This window comes from Streptomyces sp. NPDC051582 (genome assembly GCF_040681715.1).
Taxonomy (GTDB): domain Bacteria; phylum Actinomycetota; class Actinomycetes; order Streptomycetales; family Streptomycetaceae; genus Streptomyces.
The window spans coordinates 430,790-448,878 of record NZ_JBFAZJ010000003.1; the positions used below are offsets into that span (position 1 = coordinate 430,790).

General features: G+C 74.3%; 18 protein-coding genes and 1 pseudogene. 13 read left to right on the forward strand and 6 right to left on the reverse strand.

The features are described 5' to 3' along the window. Positions 1 to 15 precede the first annotated feature (15 nt). The 5 genes from AB0M92_RS07520 (at position 16) to AB0M92_RS07540 (ending at position 5,932) form a co-directional block, all read left to right on the forward strand. Positions 16 to 1,218, forward strand: a complete 1,203-nt coding sequence (locus AB0M92_RS07520; RefSeq protein WP_366101134.1) for a cytochrome P450 — start codon at positions 16 to 18, stop codon at positions 1,216 to 1,218. Between the two features lie 150 nt (positions 1,219 to 1,368). Beyond that, a complete protein-coding gene (locus AB0M92_RS07525; protein WP_366101135.1) occupies positions 1,369 to 1,566 on the forward strand; it encodes a hypothetical protein in 198 nt (65 codons plus the stop codon). After that, positions 1,563 to 3,881, forward strand: a complete 2,319-nt coding sequence (locus tag AB0M92_RS07530) for a TOMM precursor leader peptide-binding protein (RefSeq protein WP_366101136.1) — start codon at positions 1,563 to 1,565, stop codon at positions 3,879 to 3,881. The genes AB0M92_RS07525 and AB0M92_RS07530 overlap by 4 nt, the downstream gene beginning before the upstream one ends. 84 nt (positions 3,882 to 3,965) lie before the next feature. Continuing rightward, on the forward strand, positions 3,966 to 5,225 hold the full coding sequence (locus tag AB0M92_RS07535; RefSeq protein WP_366101137.1) for a histidine kinase: 1,260 nt from the start codon (positions 3,966 to 3,968) through the stop codon (positions 5,223 to 5,225). 98 nt (positions 5,226 to 5,323) lie between these two features. Then, entirely contained in the window at positions 5,324 to 5,932 is a 609-nt protein-coding gene (locus AB0M92_RS07540) for a response regulator transcription factor (protein ID WP_366101138.1), read from the forward strand. Between the two features lie 9 nt (positions 5,933 to 5,941). Here the strand turns inward: AB0M92_RS07540 and AB0M92_RS07545 are convergent, their stop codons facing one another. Further along, positions 5,942 to 7,243 carry a phosphoribosyltransferase family protein gene (locus AB0M92_RS07545; protein ID WP_366101139.1) on the reverse strand — a complete coding sequence of 434 codons (1,302 nt, stop codon included), beginning with the start codon at positions 7,241 to 7,243 and terminating at the stop codon, positions 5,942 to 5,944. A 248-nt stretch (positions 7,244 to 7,491) separates the two neighbouring features. Here AB0M92_RS07545 and AB0M92_RS07550 point away from each other — a divergent pair, with 248 nt between their 5' ends. Further along, positions 7,492 to 8,472: an XdhC family protein gene (locus AB0M92_RS07550; protein ID WP_366101140.1), complete on the forward strand. Its 981-nt coding sequence runs from the start codon at positions 7,492 to 7,494 to the stop codon at positions 8,470 to 8,472. Between the two features lie 20 nt (positions 8,473 to 8,492). Here the strand turns inward: AB0M92_RS07550 and AB0M92_RS07555 are convergent, their stop codons facing one another. Continuing rightward, complete coding sequence (locus AB0M92_RS07555; RefSeq protein ID WP_366101141.1) at positions 8,493 to 8,819, reverse strand: plasmid stabilization protein; 327 nt, start codon at positions 8,817 to 8,819, stop codon at positions 8,493 to 8,495. A gap of 130 nt (positions 8,820 to 8,949) precedes the next feature. Between AB0M92_RS07555 and AB0M92_RS07560 the strand changes: the two genes are divergently transcribed. Further along, on the forward strand, positions 8,950 to 9,351 hold the full coding sequence (locus AB0M92_RS07560; protein ID WP_366101142.1) for a DUF6479 family protein: 402 nt from the start codon (positions 8,950 to 8,952) through the stop codon (positions 9,349 to 9,351). Between the two features lie 67 nt (positions 9,352 to 9,418). On the opposite strand, the gene AB0M92_RS07565 is transcribed toward AB0M92_RS07560, so the two are convergent. Both AB0M92_RS07565 and ligD read right to left on the reverse strand, forming a co-directional pair. Next, a complete protein-coding gene (locus tag AB0M92_RS07565) occupies positions 9,419 to 10,315 on the reverse strand; it encodes an ATP-dependent DNA ligase (protein WP_366101172.1) in 897 nt (298 codons plus the stop codon). Next, entirely contained in the window at positions 10,315 to 11,220 is a 906-nt protein-coding gene (gene ligD, locus AB0M92_RS07570; protein WP_366101143.1) for a non-homologous end-joining DNA ligase, read from the reverse strand. Before ligD ends, AB0M92_RS07565 begins: the two co-directional genes overlap by 1 nt. A 31-nt stretch (positions 11,221 to 11,251) precedes the next feature. Between ligD and AB0M92_RS07575 the strand changes: the two genes are divergently transcribed. After that, the gene (locus tag AB0M92_RS07575) at positions 11,252 to 12,340 is read left to right on the forward strand and encodes a Ku protein (RefSeq protein WP_366101144.1); all 1,089 of its coding nucleotides are present in this window, start codon (positions 11,252 to 11,254) and stop codon (positions 12,338 to 12,340) included. Positions 12,341 to 12,358: 18 nt separating this feature from the next. Here the strand turns inward: AB0M92_RS07575 and AB0M92_RS07580 are convergent, their stop codons facing one another. Then, positions 12,359 to 12,943: a PaaI family thioesterase gene (locus tag AB0M92_RS07580; RefSeq protein ID WP_366101145.1), complete on the reverse strand. Its 585-nt coding sequence runs from the start codon at positions 12,941 to 12,943 to the stop codon at positions 12,359 to 12,361. Positions 12,944 to 13,050: 107 nt separating this feature from the next. On the opposite strand from AB0M92_RS07580, the gene AB0M92_RS07585 reads away from it, so the two are divergent. Continuing rightward, complete coding sequence (locus tag AB0M92_RS07585) at positions 13,051 to 14,010, forward strand: helix-turn-helix domain-containing protein (protein WP_366101146.1); 960 nt, start codon at positions 13,051 to 13,053, stop codon at positions 14,008 to 14,010. 30 nt (positions 14,011 to 14,040) lie between these two features. Here AB0M92_RS07585 and AB0M92_RS07590 read toward each other — a convergent pair whose 3' ends face one another. Beyond that, positions 14,041 to 14,904, reverse strand: coding sequence for a nuclease-related domain-containing protein (locus AB0M92_RS07590; RefSeq protein WP_366101147.1), 864 nt, complete (start codon positions 14,902 to 14,904; stop codon positions 14,041 to 14,043). 182 nt (positions 14,905 to 15,086) lie between these two features. Here AB0M92_RS07590 and AB0M92_RS07595 point away from each other — a divergent pair, with 182 nt between their 5' ends. The 4 genes and pseudogenes from AB0M92_RS07595 to AB0M92_RS07610 form a co-directional block, all read left to right on the forward strand. Then, positions 15,087 to 15,689: a hypothetical protein gene (locus AB0M92_RS07595; protein WP_366101148.1), complete on the forward strand. Its 603-nt coding sequence runs from the start codon at positions 15,087 to 15,089 to the stop codon at positions 15,687 to 15,689. A gap of 106 nt (positions 15,690 to 15,795) precedes the next feature. Next, the gene (locus AB0M92_RS07600; protein WP_366101149.1) at positions 15,796 to 16,587 is read left to right on the forward strand and encodes a hypothetical protein; all 792 of its coding nucleotides are present in this window, start codon (positions 15,796 to 15,798) and stop codon (positions 16,585 to 16,587) included. Between the two features lie 5 nt (positions 16,588 to 16,592). Then, on the forward strand, positions 16,593 to 17,852 hold the full coding sequence (locus tag AB0M92_RS07605) for a HAMP domain-containing sensor histidine kinase (RefSeq protein ID WP_366101173.1): 1,260 nt from the start codon (positions 16,593 to 16,595) through the stop codon (positions 17,850 to 17,852). Positions 17,853 to 17,953: 101 nt separating this feature from the next. Beyond that, positions 17,954 to 18,089, forward strand: a pseudogene (locus AB0M92_RS07610) (IS630 family transposase); the annotation flags it as partial.

Sequence of the window (18,089 nt, forward strand, 5' to 3'; positions counted from 1 at the left end):
CAGGAGGGTCGATCCGTGGGAACGGACATCGCCGCGGACTTCGGGGCGCTCGGCGAGGAATTCACCAGGAACCCGCACCCGGTGTACGCGGCGCTGCGCGCCCGCGGCCCGGTGCACCGCGTCCGGGTGCCGGAGGGTGCGCAGGGCTGGCTCGTGGTCGGCTACGAGGCCTGCCGCACCGCGCTCACCGAGCCCTCGCTGTCCAAGTCCTGGCGGGACGCCTCGCCCTCGCTGCCGCTCGCGCGGCTCTCCGCGGGCGAGAACCTGCTGAGCTCGAACCCGCCCGACCACACGCGGCTGCGGGGGCTGGTGGTCAAGGAGTTCACCCCGCGCCGCGTCGAGGCGCTCGCCCCGAGGGTGCGGGCCCTCACCGGCGAGCTCCTCGACGCCATGCTGGCCCGGCCCGCCGGGTCGGCGGACCTCGTCGAGGCCCTCGCGTTCCCGCTGGCCATGGGCATCATCTGCGAACTCCTCGGCGTTCCCTCCCTCGACCGCGCCGCCTTCCGCGACTGGGCCGAACAGGCCCTGAGCAGCCCGGACCACGCCACCAGGACGGCGGCCACGGCGGCGATGACCCGCTACCTCGCCGCCATGGTGGACGAGATGCGCGAGCGGCCCCGGGCCGATCTGATGAGCGCCCTCATCCGCGCCACCGACGGGGACGGCGCCCGGCTCTCCCCCGACGAACTCATCGGCATGGCCTGGCTCCTGCTCGTCACGGGCTTCGAGACCACCGTCCAGCTGATCTCCACGGGCGTCCTCGCGCTGCTGCGCCACCCCGGCCAGCTCGCCGCGCTGCGCGCCGACCCCTCGCTCATCGACAACGCCGTGGAGGAGATGCTGCGGTACGAGGGGCCGGTCGAGACCACCACGTACCGGTTCACCACCGGGCCCGTGGAGATCGCGGGCACCACGATCCCCGGCGGTGGTGAACTGGTGCTGGTCGCGCTCGCCGACGCCGACCGGGACCCCGCGCGGTTCCCCGACCCGGACCGCTTCGACATCCGCCGGTCCGCGGGCGGGCACCTCGCCTTCGGCCACGGCATCCACTACTGCCTGGGCGCACCGCTGGCCCGCCTCCAGGCCCGCACGGCCGTCACCGCGCTCCTCGCGCGCTGCCCGGACCTCTTCCTGGACGCCGACCCCCGCGACCTCGTGTGGCGCACGGGTCTGCTCATCCGCGGCCCGCGGAAGCTTCCCGTCCGCTGGCGGGTCTGAGCCTTCGGGTCCGCCGGCGGCGCCGCGCCATGTGAAAACTTCACCTTGCGCTGGTGATCGGGGCACTGTCCCGCGATCACCGGATCCTCGCAGAATCGTCAGTGAACGGACCGACCCGCGCCACGACGACGCAGAGGGAACTCCACCGCCATGACCAGCTTTTCGGCCAACGCCCGTATCAGCCCCAGCACCGGATCCGCACCGATACCCGTCCGCTCCGCACGTCCGGGCCTGGTGATCGAGAACCTCGACGCCCTGCCGGACACCGCGTACGCCCTGTTCTCCGTCTGCAGCCAGACGCAGGTCGCGGGCCCGGCGGCGCCGATCGCCGGACGGCTGGGAGCATGAGCGCTGCCGAGCGCGAGCGGCCGGCCGGGCCGCTTTCGGTTCCGCCGGCCGCCGCCGAGGCGCTGGTGGGCTTCAAGTCCCACCTGCGGCCCACCGTCGTCCCCGGCGACGCCGCCTACCTGGTGTCCCGGCGCGGGGTGACCGCCCTGGGCGGGAGCGGCGCGGAGGTCCTCGTCCCGCTGCTCGACGGGACCCGGACCGCGGCGGCCGTCCGGGAGGAGGCCGCGCGGATCCTGGGCGCCGAGGATGCCGAGGCCGCCCTCCTCTCCCTGGCCGACGCCGGGTTGATCCGCTCCACCACCCCGGCGGCGGCGGCCGAGGCCGAGGCGTACTGGGATCTGGCCGGACTCGACGGCGGAGTGGCCGCCGCCGGGCTGGCCCGGGCCGCCGTCGCCGTCGAGGCGCTGCCCGGAGTGGATCCGGGACCGGTGGCCGAGGCCTGCCGGGAGTCGGGGATCGCGGTCGTCGCGGACCCCGGCGCCGCCGACCTGGTCCTCGTCCTGTGCGAGGACTACCTCTCCCCCGGGCTGGCCGCCGTGGACGCCCGCCAGCGCGGCAGCGGCCGGCCCTGGGTGCCGGCCAAGGTGTGCGGAACGGACCCCTGGGTGGGCCCGTTCTTCCGGCCCGGCTCCGGCCCCTGCTGGCACTGCCTGGCCGTCCGGCTGCGCGGCCACCGCCACTCCGAGGTGCCCGTACGGCGCGCGCTCGGCCTCGACGGCCCCGTACCGCGGCCGGCCGCCGGGCTGGCGGCCGGAACGGCGCTCGCCGTCAACCTCGCCGTCCTGGAGGCCGCCAAGTGGCTGGCCGGGCTGCGCCATCCCGAGCAGGCCCACATCCGCACCTTCGACACCCTGCGCCTGAGCACCGCCGGCCACCCGGTGGCCCGGCTCCCGCAGTGCGCGGCCTGCGGGGACCCCGGTCTGGTGGCCCGCCGGGCCGGCGCCCCCTTCGTCCCCGTGTCGCGGCCCAAGGCCGCGGCGACCGGGGGCGGGGACCGCGCCCTGACCCCGGCGCAGATGCTGCGCAGGTACGGACACCTGGTGGACCCGGTGACCGGGGTGGTCAAGGAGATCCGGCAGGCCCCGGGCGCCCCGGACTTCGTCCACGCGTACACCTCCGGGCACAACCTCGCGATGGAGTCGGCGTCCTTCGCCGGCCTCAGCTCGGGCCTGCGCGCGCTCAGCGGCGGAAAGGGCCGTACCGCCGAGGAAGCCCGTACGAGCGCGCTGTGCGAGGCGGTCGAGCGCTACAGCGGTACGCGGCACGGCGACGAGCCGGTGGTCCGCGACTCCCTGCGCGGCCTGGGCGCTGCGGCCGTGCACCCCAACGACTGCCAGCTGTACAGCGCCCGCCAGTTCGCCGAGCGGGAGCTGTGGAACGCGCGGCACTCCCGCTTCCACCACGTTCCGGCGCCGTTCGACGAGACCCGGCCGACCGACTGGACCCCCGTGTGGTCGCTGACCGGCGGGGTCCAGCGGCTGCTCCCCACCTCGATGCTGTACTTCGGGCGGGGGGCGGACGGCTCCGGGAACCTCGCGGCCGGCGAGCCGTGGGCCGACTCCAACGGCAACGCCGCGGGCAGCAGCCCCGAGGACGCGCTGGTCCAGGGCTTCCTGGAACTGGTGGAGCGGGACGCGGTCGCCCTGTGGTGGTACAACCGCACCCGTCAGCCCGGGGTGGACCTGGGCTCCTTCGAGGACGAGTGGGTCGAGCGGACGCGCCACGGGCTGCGCCGGATGAACCGGGAGGTGTGGGCGCTCGACCTCACCTCCGACCTGGGGATCCCGGTGATCGCGGCGCTGTCGCGGCGTACCGACAAGCCCGCCGAGGACGTGCTCTTCGGCTTCGGCGCGCACTTCGACCCCCGGGTGGCGCTGTGCCGGGCCCTGTCGGAGCTGGGGCAGCTGCTGCCCGCCGTCGGCGAAGCGCGCGGCGACGGCGGATACCGGATCACCGACCCGGAGCCCGTGTCGTGGTGGCGCGGGGCCACCATCGCCAACCAGCCATATCTGGCGGCCGATCCGATGGCGCAGACCCGTGCGCCGGACCACTGGCCCACGGTCGCGGGCGCCGATCTGCTCGACGACGTGCACACGATCACCGAGCTGGTCCGGAGCAAAGGACTGGACCTTCTCGTACTCGACCAGAGCCGACCTGACCTCGGACTTCCCGTGACGAAAGTGGTCGTACCGGGACTGCGCCATTTCTGGGCGAGGTACGGCTCCGGCCGCCTCTTCGACGTCCCCGTGCGCCTCGGCCGGCTGGCCGAACCCACGCCGTACGACCAGCTCAACCCGGTCCCGCTGTTCGTATGAGCGATCGATTCCCGCCCCCGGTTCACGCCCCTCCCCTATGCTCACACCTGGCGTGTAACAGAGGAACGCTTAAGGGGGATTGACATGCCTGGCCGCCTCAAGTCCTCGGAAGGACCGTCGGAGGCGGTCCTGGTCGAGGGCATTCTGCGACGGAGCCGGGACTTACCCGCACCGCGGATGGCGCAGGTCATCCTCATCGCCGCACTCCTCTGCTACGTGGGCATCACCGCCCTGAACATCCTCAGCGCCGGAGTCGAAGGGTTCGCCCTGGCCGCCGCCTTCGGCTGCCTGGGCGCGGTCTTCGCCCTCCAGCTCCTGCACTCGCGGACGAGCACGCAGCGCGTGCCGACCCGCCACCGGGCGCTGACCCTCGGCGCGCAGGCCGCCTTCACCTACCTGCCGCTCATCGCCCTGAAGTCGCAGTGGGGCGCCATGGCCGGCTTCCTCGCCGGCTCCCTCCTGCTGCTCCTGCCCCCGCGCCCGGGCTGGATCCTGTACGGGTTCGTGGGCGTCAGCATGCTGGTGCCGCCGCTCCTGGAGGGGCGCCCCGCCGTCGACAGCGTCTACCTGGCGCAGACCACCCTGCTGACCGGGCTGGTCACCTTCGGCCTGACCCGGCTGTCGGAGCTGGTCCGCGTCCTGCACGAGAGCCGCGGCGAACTCACCCGCGCCGCGGTCACCCGCGAACGGCTGCGCTTCGCGCGGGACCTGCACGACCTGCTGGGGTACAGCCTCTCGGCGATCCAGCTCAAGGGCGAGCTCATCCACCGCCTGATCCCGGCCCATCCGGCCCGGGCCATGGACGAGATCGAGGACGTGCTGGCCATCTCCCGCCAGTCACTGGCGGACGTACGGCGGGTGGCGAGCGGGTACCGGGACATGTCGCTGGAGGAGGAGATCGCCTCGGCCAAGTCGGTGCTGGGCGCAGCCGAGGTCGACGCGGTGACCGACATCCGCATGGGAGAGGTCAGTTCGCCCGTGGACACGGTGCTCGCCACCGTCCTGCGGGAGGCCGTCACCAACGTGCTGCGCCACAGCAGGGCGGTGCACTGCGAGATCACCGCCGTCGAGGAGGACGGTCTCATGACGCTGTCGGTCACCAACGACGGGGTCACCGAGGGCTACCGCGACACCTCGCCGCACAGCGGCAGCGGCCTCGGGAACCTGGGGCTGCGGCTGCGGGCGGTGGGCGGGGAGCTGACGGTCGAGCGGGGCCCCGGCAGCCTGTTCCGGCTGATGGCACGGGTTCCGGCACACGGGGACGTCGACCCCGATCTCGAAGAGTCCGATCTCGAAGAGTCCGACGAGGCGGCGGAGGGCGGGCGCTCGTGGCTCGTCGCCTGACGTGAGCGTCCGCGGCAGCCGTGAACCGGCCGCCGGAACAAACTGGTTGCTATGATCACAAGTACAAGATCGACCGCGCGGACGGGGGGCTCGTCACGGTGATCAGAATCCTGCTGGCCGAGGACATGCACATGGTGCGCGGCGCGCTCGTCGCCCTGCTGGACCTGGAGGACGACCTGGAGGTCGTCAGCGAGTTGTCGCGCGGGGACGAGATCCTGGCCGCCGCCCTCGGCGTCCGGCCGGACATCGCGATCATCGACATCGACCTCCCCGGGCTCGACGGGCTGAGCGCGGCCATGCAGATCCACGAACACCTGCCGGAGTGCCGGACGCTGATGCTCACCAGCCTCGGCCGCCCCGGGACGCTGCGCCGGGCCCTGGCGGCCCAGGTCTCCGGCTACCTCCTCAAGGACGACTCTCCGAAGGAACTGGCCAGCGCCATCCGCCGGGTGGTCGCCGGGCACCGGGTCATCGACTCCAAGCTGGCCGTCGCCGCGTGGAACGGGCTGGAGAGCCCGCTGACCGACCGCGAGACCGAGGTGCTGCGGATGGCGGCGCAGGGCTCGGAGGCCGCCGAGATCGCCGGCGAGCTCCACCTGTCCACCGGGACGGTGCGGAACTACCTGACCACCGTGGTGATGAAGCTGAAGGCCCGCAACCGCGTGGACGCGATCCGCATCGCCCGCGACGCGGGCTGGCTGGTCTGAGGCCCGGGTTCACCCCTGCGCTCGCGGGCCCCCGGGGCGCGGGCGGTGGGTGGTGAACCAGTGCTCGGCGAGGGCGGACACCCGGCGCAGGGCTCCGGGCTCCTCGAAGAGGTGGGTGGCGCCCGGCACGACCTCCAGGCGGCTCTCGCAGCGCAGCCGGTCCCGGGCCTCGCGGTTGAGGGCGAGGACCTGGCGGTCCTCCGATCCGACGATCAGGAGCGTGGGCGCGCGGACCCCGGCGAGGCGGGATCCGGCCAGGTCCGGGCGGCCGCCGCGGGAGACCACCGCGTAGACCGGCGAGTCCGGGTCGGCCGCGGCCGCCAGGGCGGCAGCCGCCCCCGTGGAGGCCCCGAAGTAGGCCGGCGGGACCGGGGTCCGGGTGCCGAGCCAGGCCGTGGCGGCCGCGAGGCGGGCGGCCAGGACGTCGATGTCGAAGACGTTCGAGCGGTCGGCCTCCTCGGGCGGGGTGAGCAGGTCGAACAGCAGCGTGCCCAGACCGGCCCGGTTCAGGTCTGCCGCCACCCGGCGGTTGCGGGGGCTGCGCCGGCTGCTGCCCGAGCCGTGCGCGAACACGACCACCGCGCCCGCACCCGGCGGGAGGGTGAGTTCGCCGGGCAGGTGCAGACCCGGCGCCTCGACCGCCACCTCCACCCCGGACTGCTCCGCCGGGGCCGGCCGCCTCGGCGACTGGGCGAGCAGGGAGACGACCTCCTCGTCCGGGGTCTGTGAGAAGTCCCGGTACCACTGGCCGACCGAGGAGAACCCCGGCGGCGAGCCCAGGCAGACCACCTCGTCCGCCACCGCGCCCACCCGGGCCAGCGCGTCCGGCGGGGCCACCGGGGCCGCCATGACGATCCGGGCCGCGCCCTGCGCCCGTACCACCTGGCAGGCGGCGGCAGCGGTGGCGCCGGTGGCGATGCCGTCGTCCACCACGATCACCGTCCGGCCGTGCAGATCCTCCTGCGGCCGGCCCGCGCGGTAGCGGGTGGCCCGGCGGGTCAGCTCCGCCTGCTCCGCCTCCTCCACGGCGGCGATGTCGCGCGGGGTGAGCCGCCCGCGCCGGACGATGTCCTCGCTGATCACGCGTACCCCGCCCTCACCGATCGCGCCGAACGCCAGCTCGGGCTGGTACGGGACCCCCAGCTTGCGGACGACGATCACGTCGAGCGGGGCGCCGAGGGCGTGGGCCACGTGGAAGGCCACCGGGACCCCGCCGCGCGGCAGCCCCAGCACCACGGGGCGGTCCGCCCCGTACCTCGCCAGCTCCGTGCCGAGTCGTCGGCCTGCTTCGTCGCGGTCCGTGAAGAGCATTGCGGGTCATCCCCAAGGGTCGTCCCCGACGTCTGTGCCGTACTTCGAAACAACGCCTCCGGGCGCCCGCGTGCAACTCGGCTGCGGCGGCGCGTCCGGTGGTCTGTACGAGGGAGGCGGGTCCGGGTCTGTGGGTTTTGGGGGGTGGGTAGGGGTGGGGAGCGTGCGTAGGTTGGCCGTGAGGCCTCGCCCGCGCCGCTGACCTGGTGCTTTGGGGCGGGCTCTGACGATGAGGATGGGGCGGCGCGATGCGTGAGCTGGTGGAGACGGCGCGGCAGTGGGCGGCCGAGGGGCGGACCGCGTTCCTGGCCCGGCCGGTGGCGGAGCAGGGGTTCGGGCCGCGGGACCCGGCGGGGGCCCTGCTCGTGGACGCGCGCGGGGAGTGCGTCGGGGCCCTGTACCGGGGGGTGTTCGACGCCGAGCTGGTGGCGGAGGCCGCGGCGGTGGCCGCGGGGGCCACGGCGCGGGTGTACGAGGTCTCGGTCGGGGCGGACGAGGCCGTGGCGGCGAAGCTGACCTGTGGCGGGCGGGCCGAGATCCTGCTCCAGCCGCTGTCGGCCGTGCCCGCCGCCTGGTGGGAGCTGCTCGGCGAGGGCGTGGGCGTCGCGCTCGTGACCCGGCTCGACGAGCGGGCCGAACACGCGGTGAGCGAGGTCGTACGGGCCGTCGACGCGCCGACCGACGACGCCGAGCGGCGGGCCGGCGAGCTGCTGGCCACGCGCCGGCCCGGGCGGGACGCGCTGTACGGGGAACGCGGTCTGGTGTTCGTGGAGGCGTACCCGTCCGCCCCGTACGTGGTCATCGGCGGGGGCGGCGAGCTCGCCGAGATCATCGAGGCGCAGGCCCTGCTGCTGGGCTGGGGGGCCGGGGTCGTCGGCTCCGTCGCCGAGGCCGAGAAGCTGCTGGAGGCGCGCCGGGACGCCGCCTGCCTGGTCATGCTGAGCCACGATCCGGAGTTCGACGTGCCGACCGTACGCGGCGCGCTCGCGCTCGGGATCCCGTACGTGGGCGCCCTCGGCTCCCGCAAGACCACCTCGCGGCGCCGCGAGGGGCTGCTGGCCTCGGGGGTCTCCGAGGCGGAGACGGCGCGGGTGCACGGGCCCATCGGCCTGGACCTGGGCGCCCGGACGCCTCCGGAGACGGCTCTGGCGATCTGCGCGGAAATCCTGGCCGTGCTCGGTGGGTACGAGGTCCGGGCGCTGCGGGATTCGGACGGACCGCTGCGCTAGGAGGTGTCGGCGGGGCCCGCTCAGCTGCCGCCGAGGGCGCGCTTGAGCTGCGTCTTGTTCATGTCGGAGCGGCCGTGGATGTTGCGGCGCCTGGCTTCCGCGTAGAGCTGTTCGTACGTCGGTCCCTGCGCGCCCGAATGGGAGTGCAGGCCGCCGCGCCGTCCGGAGGACATGTCCTCCAGGGACAGCTTGCTCGCGGTCTCGGACTCGCCGGCCCGGGCCCGTTCCTTGTTGACGGTCCGGGCGGCGATCTCCTTGGCACGTTCCTCGGATTCGCCGCGCTCCTCGGCGCTCTCCTTGATGTGCTCGTACTGGCGTTCCCGTTTGGGTGAAGATCCGCGGGGCATTTTCGGGCTCCTTCCGGCTGGTCGCCGCTGCGCCTGCCCTCGATCCGGTGCGGTAGTCGTCCGGTCCTCTGATCGGAGGACCTCCCCGCGTCCAGGGTGAAACAGGCATCAATGCGGGAAAATGGTGCGTATGGACATGACGTTGAGTCTGGACCAGACCCTGAGCAGCATCGCGTGGTTCCTGGTCGTCGGCATCATCGTGGTCGGCTTCCTGCTGGGCGCCTTCAGGCTCGGCCAGCGGGTCCGGGCCAAGGAGCCCCCGCCGCCGACCGCCGAGAGCCAGCCCCACCTGCCGGCCGGCGGCGCGGTCCACGAGGTCCGCGAGGAGCGCGAGAGCGTGGAGATTCCCGAAGGCGGCCTGCGCCCGCACGAGATGCAGGGCTACGGGAACTTCGGCTCCACCACGAACAGCCATCAGGAGGAGGCCCGGGCCGAGCGGGAGGCCGGGTACCGGAACCCGCCGCAGTACCCGGGGCCGCAGCAGCCCCCGCACGGTGAGCCGCCGGTCTACAAGCCGAGCGGGAACGCCTGACGCACCCTCTGCCCCGCGGTCCCCGCCGCGCCCATCGCGACCCGCGCCACGGCGCGGGTCGCGGGTTTCACGGTTCCGTCCGCAGCCGGAGCACCTCCGGCGGCGGGTGCCGGGCCGTCGAGGGATGGCGGACCTCGGCCGTCAGCGGCGGGTCGAGCGGACGGTACGGCACCTCGCCGAGCCCGATCGCGGTGACCGTGGCCCCGGCCGGGGGGCGGACGGGGCCGTCGCGCTCCGCCAGGGCCTGCGCCACCTCCGCCCGCAGGGCCGCCGTCAGCGGGCTCGACACCAGCGGAGTCTCGTCCCCGGCCGGCAGGACGAGGACCAGTGCGAGCGGGCGGCGCGGGGTGCCGGTGTACCCGACGACCGCCGCGTCCCGGACCTCCGTGTGCCGCAGCTTCTGCCAGCCGCGCCGGCCCGCCGGGTACGTCTGGTCCAGCCGCTTGACCACCAGGCCCTCGATGCCGCTGGCCGGCAGGGTCTCGTACCACGTGGCGGCCAGCTCCGGGTCGGTCGTCATCGGGACCGGTTGCAGCGGGGGGCCCAACGGGAGCAGCAGGTCGACCAGGAGCGCCCGGCGCCGCTCGTAGGTGCGCCCGCGCACGTCCAGCCCGGCCAGTTCGAGCACGTCGAAGGCCGCGTACGAGGCCGGCAGGCTCTGGGCGAGCACGGCGGCCCGCGCGGCCGAGGCCGCCGCCGCGCGGCGCTGGACGAGGGCGAAGTCCGTACGGCCGCCGTGCCAGATCACCACCTCGCCGTCCAGGACGGTCTCGGCGGGCAACCGCCGGGCCGCGGCGGCCAGATCGGGGAAGGCCGCGGTCACGATGCGGCCGGATCGCGCCTGGAGCACCACGTCCTCGGCGGTGCGCACGATGACGAGGCGGTGGCCGTCGAACTTGGGCTCGTACGCCAGGCCGTCCCCGCGCGGCAGGGTCCGTACGGTGGCGGCGAGCGCGACGCGGATCACGGCCGGCCCCCGGGGGGTGCGGGCAGCCGGTGGGCGCGGCCGGGGTCGGTGAGCGGGGCGAAGAGGTCCCCGTCGCGCTCCAGCCGCGGCGGGATGTCGTCGGCGAGGAAGACCAGGTCGGCGGGGGTGCGGCAGGCCGCGACCTCCTCCCAGGAGACGGGGGCGGAGACCGTGGGCCGGGCCCGCGCGCGCAGCGTGTAGGGGGCTGCGGTGGTCTTGGCGGCGGCGTTCTGGCTGTGGTCGACGAAGACCTTGCCGGGGCGCAGGGCCTTGGCCATGCGGTGCAGGGCGAGGTCGGGGAGCGCGCGTTCGGCCTCCTGGGCGAGGCCCTTGGCGTACGCCGACACCCGGTCGGACGGGGTCGGCTCCAGGGCCACGGCCAGGTGCACGCCCTTGGAGCCGGAGGTCTTGGCGTACGCCTCCAGGCCGTCGGCGGCCAGGCGCTCGCGCAGCCACAGCGCGACGGCGCAGCATTCGACGGCGGTGGCGGGGGCGCCGGGGTCGAGGTCGATGATCAGCCGGTCGGCGACGGCCGCGGCGCCGGCCGGCCACTGGGGGGTGTGGAACTCGACGACGAGGTTGGCGGCCCACATGAGGGAGGGCAGGTCCGCGATGACCACCTGTTCGGCGGAGAGGTCCTCGGAGCGGGGCACGGGGGTGGTTTTCACCCAGGCGGGCGTGCCGGGCGGGGGGTTCTTCGTGAAGAAGAGCTGGCCGTCCGGGCCGTCGGGATAGCGCAGGAACGACACCGGCCGGTCGTGGACGTGGGCCAGCAGCGAGGGCGCGACGGTGGCGTAGTAGTGCAGCACCTCGCCCTTGGTGAAACCGGTCTCGGGGTACAGGACCTTGTCGAGGTTGGAGAGCGGGATGCGACGCCCCTCCACCATGGTGATCGGCGTCATACGATGAGATTGCCATGAATCGGGAGGAACCGTGCGATCCATCTGGAACGGGGCGATCTCCTTCGGCTTGGTCAGCATTCCGATCAAGCTGGTGAACGCCACCGAGAGCCACTCGATCTCCTTTCGCCAGATCCACCTGAGCGACGGCGGACGGATCCGCTACCGCAAGGTGTGCGAGCTGGACGGCGAGGAGGTGGCCACCGCCGAGATCGGCAAGGGGTACGAGGAGGCGGACGGGTCGATCATCCCGATCACGGACGAGGACCTGGCGCAGCTGCCGATCGCCACGGCGAAGACGATCGAGATCGTGTCGTTCGTACCGGCGGACGAGATCGATCCGCTGCAGATGGACGCCGCGTACTACCTCGCGGCGAACGGGCCGACGGCGGCGAAGCCGTACACGCTGCTGCGGGAGGCGCTGAAGCGGAGCCGGAAGGTCGCGATCGCCAAGTACGCGCTGCGCGGGCGGGAGCGGCTGGGCATGCTGCGGGTGGTCGACGACGTGATCGCGATGCACGGGCTGCTGTGGCCGGACGAGATCCGGGTGCCGGAGGGGGTGGCTCCGGAGGGGAAGGTGTCGGTGCGGGAGGCCGAGCTGGACCTGGCGGACGCGCTGATGGCGACGTTGGGCGAGGTGGAGATGGACTCGCTGACGGACGAGTACCGGGAGGCCGTGGAGGCGATGATCTCGGCGAAGTCGCAGGGCGCCTTCGAGCCTCCGGCGGAGGCCGAGGTGGAGCCGGCCGGCGGGAAGGTCATCGACCTGATGGCGGCGCTGGAGAAGAGCGTGAACGCGGCGAAGGCCTCGCGCGGGGAGGCGAAGCAGGAGGCGAAGCAGGCGCAGGTCACCCCGATCCGCCGGAAGACGGCGGCGGCGGCGCCCAAGGCGGTGGGCGGGAAGAAGTCCACGTCCGCGGCGAAGAAGACGGCCGCCGGTACGAAGAGGACCGCGTCGGCCAAGTCGACGGCGGCGAAGTCCACCGCGACCACCTCGAAGGCGGGCTCGGCCAAGTCGACGGCGACCAAGTCCACCGCCAAGTCCACGTCGAAGGCGGCCTCGGCAAAGAAGACGGCCGCCACGACGAAGAAGGCGGCCCCGCGCAAGCGGGCTTCGGCCTGAGGGCCCGCCGGGGGCCGGTCAGGGCCGCAGGACCACGCAGGTGGTCGTGGCGTGCGCGTACAGCTTGCCGTCCTCGGCGCCGGTCACCCGCGCCTCGGCCGTCGCGGTGGTCCGCCCCACGTGCAGGGCCGTGCCCTCGCACCGCAGCGTGGGCGTCCGCGCCAGCACCGGGCGGATCATGTGCACCCCCAGCTGCACGGTCGTGTACGTGGTGCCCGCCGGGAGCCGGGTCATCACGGCCGAGCCGAGCGCCGAGTCGAGGAGCGTGGCGAGGAACCCTCCGTGCACCGTCCCCATCGGGTTGAGGAGGTGGTCGCCCGGATCCCCCTCGAAGACGACGGAGCCCTCCTGGGCCTGCGCCAGCCGGAAGCCCAGCGTGCTCATGATCGACGCCTCGGGGAGATCGCCCTTGAGGCAGGCCCGGAGGATCTCCAGGCCGCTCATGCCCAGGATCTCCGGGGTGGGCTCCGGGCGCGAGTGCCAGGTGTGGGTGCGGGAGCGGTCGGCGGGAGCAGCGGGAGCAGCGGGAGCGGCGGGAGCGGCGGGAGCGGCGGCGGTGCCGGTGCCGGTACCGGCGTACGGGGTGGTCCGGGGCGTGGTCATGATCCGAGCCTAGGCGCGGTCCGGCTGCCGCGGGAGTGACGGATCCGGCACGTTGCACACCGATTCCGACAGCCCCGTACTCCGTTCCCGCCCGCTAGGGTGAGCCGGTGAAAACCGCAGTGCTGGTCCTCGACGGGGTGTTCGACTCCGGCGTTTCGGCCGTCCTCGACGTCCTGCACACGGCCAATGCCCTGCGCGGCCGGCTGCCGGGTGCCCCACCGCCCGCCTTCGACATCCGTACCGTCGGCGTCCGGCGCACGGTCCGCACCGGCCTGGGCCACCGGATCGACACCGAGCCCGCACGCACCGCCGAGGACGCCGACCTCCTCGTCGTACCCGCCCTCATGGAACGCCGCCCCGAGGCGCTGGTGGAGACGGTGTCCTCCGCCGGGCACCGCACCGCGCGCCGGCTGCTCGCCGAGGCCCGTGAGCGCCGCACCCCCCTCGCCACGTCGTGCACCGGAACGTTCCTGCTCGCCGAGTCGGGGGTGCTGGACGGGCGCCGGGCCACCACCAGTTGGTGGCTCGCGCCCGTCTTCCGGGAGCGCTACCGCGAGGTCGTCGTGGACGAGACGCGGATGGTCACCACCTCGGACGGGATCACCACCGCCGGGGCCGCGTTCAGCCACCTCGACCTCGCGCTGGCGATCGTGGGGATGCGCAGCCCCGCCCTCGCCGACCTCGTGCGGCACTACCTCGTGGTCGACGACCGGGCCTCGCAGGCCGCGTACGCCATCCCCAGCGCCCTGGCCCGCCACGATCCGCTGGTGGCCGCCTTCGAGCAGTGGGTACGGGCCCGCATCGCCGAGCCGCTGTCCATCGCCGGGGCGGCCCGCGACCTCGGAGTCAGCGAACGCACCCTCCAGCGCACGGTCGCCCGCACGCTCGGCTGCCCGCCGATCCGGCTGGTGCAGGACCTGCGGGTGGAGCAGGCGGAGCACCTGCTGCGCACCACCGGCCTGCCGCTGGCGGCGGTGGCCCGCCGGGTCGGCTACGAGAGCCCGGGCGCCCTGCGGGCCCTGCTGCGCCGCCGCCTCGGCAAGGGCCCCCGCGCGCTGCGCCCCTAGGGGGTGTCCGGCCCGATCCCGGGACACTTCCTAACGGCCGCTCCCGGGCTTGCGGGCCGTGAACGACCGCGACCGCGAGCGGGGCCGGTGCGGGAGGGGCGGGAGCCAGGTGCGGGTGTCGCGGGCCTGGGTGAACAGGGCTTCGACGTCCGGGGGTTTGAGGGTGGCCGGGGCGGACGCGAGGTGCGCCGCGGCCGTCGCCGGCTCCAGGACGCGGATGTCACGGACCGTCGGCGCCACCTCGACGCGGGAGGCGTCGACCAGGGCCAGGGCCGGCAGCACCGGGGCCGCGAGCGCCCGGGTGGCCGCCGCGGCCGCCCGGCGTATCCAGCGCGGGTCCGGGCGCGGCTCGGTGCGCCCCACCGTCAGCAGCAGGTCCCCGACGGCCGCGCGCTGCCTGCGCCCGGGAAGCGTGCGGACGCAGAAGATCCCCGCCGGGCCCATGATCAGGTGGTCGATGCGGCCGAGACCCGGGAGCGGAAGGCCGTGCAGGACCCGCCAGCCGTCCGGTTCCAGGGAGTCGAGGAGGTCGCCCATGCGCTGCTGGGCCGTCAGGTCCTGGCGGAGCCGGTGCCGGCTCCGGGCGCCCGCCGAGCCGTGTTCCAGTTCGCCCAGCAGGAGTTCGCCGGGGCGGTTCGGGGCCAGGTCCTCGTCCGGCGGGAGGGTGAGTCTGCGCAGGTCGGCCGGTGAGGGCACCGGCGGTGGACCGATCGTGAACGGGCCCGCGATGTACGGGCGCAACGCCGCCACCACCGCTTCGCGGTGCTGGTCGGCGAGCACGCTGATCCGGTTGGTCTGCCGGTCGTACCAGGCCACGGCCTGGCCGTCGGGCAGGTTGACGTAGAGCCGGCCGCGGCCGGGGCGGCCGCTCGGCAGCACCTTGAGTCCCCGCATGGACCTCACCCCCCGCCGTACATGGGAGCAGTCCGCACGGCTCCCGGCAATCCCCCGGCGGAGTTCTCGGTCGTGTAACAGCTTCTACGGAACTCCGCCGGGTGCCTGTTACAAGTTCATCGCCGTCCCGACACAGCGGACTCCTAGGTTTGTCGCACCTGGACCGGACCGAAGGACTTCCCGTGAGCACCGTCGACCGCCGCACTCTCGTACGAGCCGCCGCAGTGACCGTCTGCGCCGGAACCCTCCTCGCGCTGCCCGCCGCGGCCGCCCTCGCCGAGGGGGTGCCCGCCGCTTCGGCGGCGCGCTCCGCGGGTGCGCCCCGGACCCTGGTCAAGAGCCTCGCCCTCGCGGACGGCATGTCCAGGGCGAATGTCTACCGGGTCGCCGCGGGCGGCTTCCAGGCGGACATCCTGACCGCCGAAGGCGCGAAGACGGCCACCTTGACCAGCCACGACGGCCTGGCCGGCTTCGGCCGGTCCGGCCCGCTCCACGCGGCGCTGCGGCCCGACGGCCGGCTCTCCTCCTGGGTCGGCGAGACGGACGCCGCGGCCGGCCACACCGCCACGCCGGTCTCCGACGGGTACAAGACCGGGGTCCGCGACGGCCGGGTCGTGCAGGCCTCGGCCGGGCACGCCCGCACGCTCGCCGACGGGACCCTGGACACGCTGGCCGACGGGCCGGGCGAGGGCGTCCTGCTGCTCGCCGCGGGCGGCGGCATCGCGGCCGCGGGCGCGGCCGGGCTCGGCTTCGCCATGCTGCGCCGGGGCCGGAGCGAGAGCTGAACCGCGGGGCCGCTCACGATCGGCCCGAACCGGTCATATCTCCGCATAAGGTTAAGATGCGCCGGTGATGAGGCGTCGTGCCCGTGGAGAGGAGGCCGAACCGGCCGTGCGTACGTTGTCCTTCCCGGTCGCCGCCTCCCGGGCCCCCTTCCGAGCCCGCTTCCGACCCCGCTCCCGCGGTGCCCTGCTCGCCCTCCCGCTGATCCCGCTGCTGGCCCTGCTCTCGGGCTGCGGTGACACGGGCGGCCTGGTGGCCGCCGGCGCGACCCCGACCGCGAGCGGCCCCGTACACCTGTGGCCCTCGCACCGCGGGGCCTCCGTACCGCCCGCCGATCCCGGGGGCGCGCCTGCGGAGTACGTGCGGGGGCTGGCGCCCGTGAAGAACCAGAACGTGCACGAGGTCGACCCGGTGGCCCTCGTCCAGGCGGAGCTGGCCGCCCACCCGAACACGGACGTCGGCCCGGACGGGATGCCCCCGGAGACCGTCGCGGCGATCAAGGCGTGCGGGCAGGCGGGGCAGCCGCGCGAGAAGTGCCCGGTGCTGGCCCCGTACTACCGCGACCTGACGGGCAACGGCCTCGACGAGCTCGTCGTCGGCATCGAGCTGCCGGACCGGATGATGTCCGTACGGGCGTACACGGCGGACCCGGACGGACGCCTCAACCGGATCATGGCGACGACGCAGACCGTCGTCACCGTGGACCTGGCCGGTCAGGACGTGGTCCTGCGGGTGCCGAGCGGCCATCCGGGCTACGAGCTGATCACCGCGTGGTCCTGGGACGAGAAGCAGCGGACGATGCTGCCGACGCGCGAGCAGATCGTACGGCTGCCGGGCAGGCACCCGCAGAGCCCCTCCCCGTCGGGCCCGCCACGGCCGTCCGCCGAGGCGACCCCGTGAGGTGGCTGCGGCGCCGGCTGCCCTCGTGGACGGCCACGCTGACCTGGAAGTCCGGTCTGTTCATCGTCGTCATGTGCTGCGCGCTCGCGGCCGTGCTCGGCGCGCTGGTGCACGTGCAGGTCACCCGGCAGACCGTCGCCGCGGCGCGGGACAAGGCCCTGGAGCGGCTGCAGGACGTGTCCCGCGACTACGAGGCCGGCGAGGCGCTGCGGCCCGGCACGGGCATCGACCCGGCGGGGCTGCCCCCGGAGCTGCGGGCGCTGGCCCTGTCCGGTCAGCGCGCGACGATGGTGGCCGAGTACCGGGGCCGGCCGACGATGTGGGCGGCGGCCCCGGCGGACGGCAAGGTGCTGGCCGCGGCCGTGGACTACTCGCAGAGCACGCGGACGATCAACGGCCTGGACAACGCCATCATCGGCTCGTCCGTGCTCGCCATCGGCGGGACGCTGCTCGTGGGCGCCTTCGCGGTGACCCGGGTGACGCGGCGGCTGCACCAGACGGCGAGCGTGGCCCGGCGGATCACGCAGGGCGATCTGGACGCGCGCGTGGACGATCCGCGCACGAAGGACCCCTCCCGGCACCAGGACGAGGTGGCGACCGTGGCCGGTGCGCTCGACACGATGGCCGGGACCCTCCAGGCGAAGCTGCTGAGCGAGCAGCGGTTCACGGCGGACGTCGCCCACGAGCTGCGCACGCCGCTGACGGGCCTGCAGGCGGCGTCGGAGCTGCTGCCGGAGGGGCGGGCGACGCAGATGGTCCGGGAGCGGGTGCGCACCATGCGCGGACTGACCGAGGACCTGCTGGAGATCTCGCGGCTGGACTCGGGGCGCGAGGTGGTGGAGACGGACCTGCACCAGCTGGGGCGCCTCGCGCGGCGTGTGGTGCGGGCCTCCGGCACCCGGACCGAGGTGGTGGTCGTCCGGGACGCGCACGTGGAGACGGACCGGCGCCGGCTGGAGCGGGTGCTGGGGAACCTGGTGGCCAACGCGGACAAGCACGGGCGGGAGCCGGTGGTGCTGACGGTGGACGGCCCGGTGGTGACCGTACGGGACCACGGCGACGGGTTCCCGGAGTACCTGATGGCGCACGGCCCGCAGCGGTTCCGGACCACCGGGGTGGGCACGGGCAAGGGCCACGGGCTGGGGCTGACCATCGCGGTGGGCCAGGCGGAGGTGATCGGCGCGCGGCTGGAGTTCCGGGGCGCGCCCGGCGGTGGGGCGCTGGCCGTCCTGACCCTCCCCGGGCCCGCGCCGGACGCCTTCTAGTGACCTGGTTTTGAGGTCGTGGGTCGCCACGTGAGGCGTCCCCTGTTTCAGATTGCGGTGTTCGCCCGCGGCAGAGCGGGGGTTCGCGCTGTTCTGTGAGCATGGGCGATACCCGGCTGGAACCTGTTGTGCTGTCGCAGGTCGAGCGGCTGACGCTGGAGAACTGGGCCAGACGCCGTTCGACTGCGCAGGGGCTGGCCGTCCGCGCGCGCATCGTGCTGGCGTGCGCGAACGGCT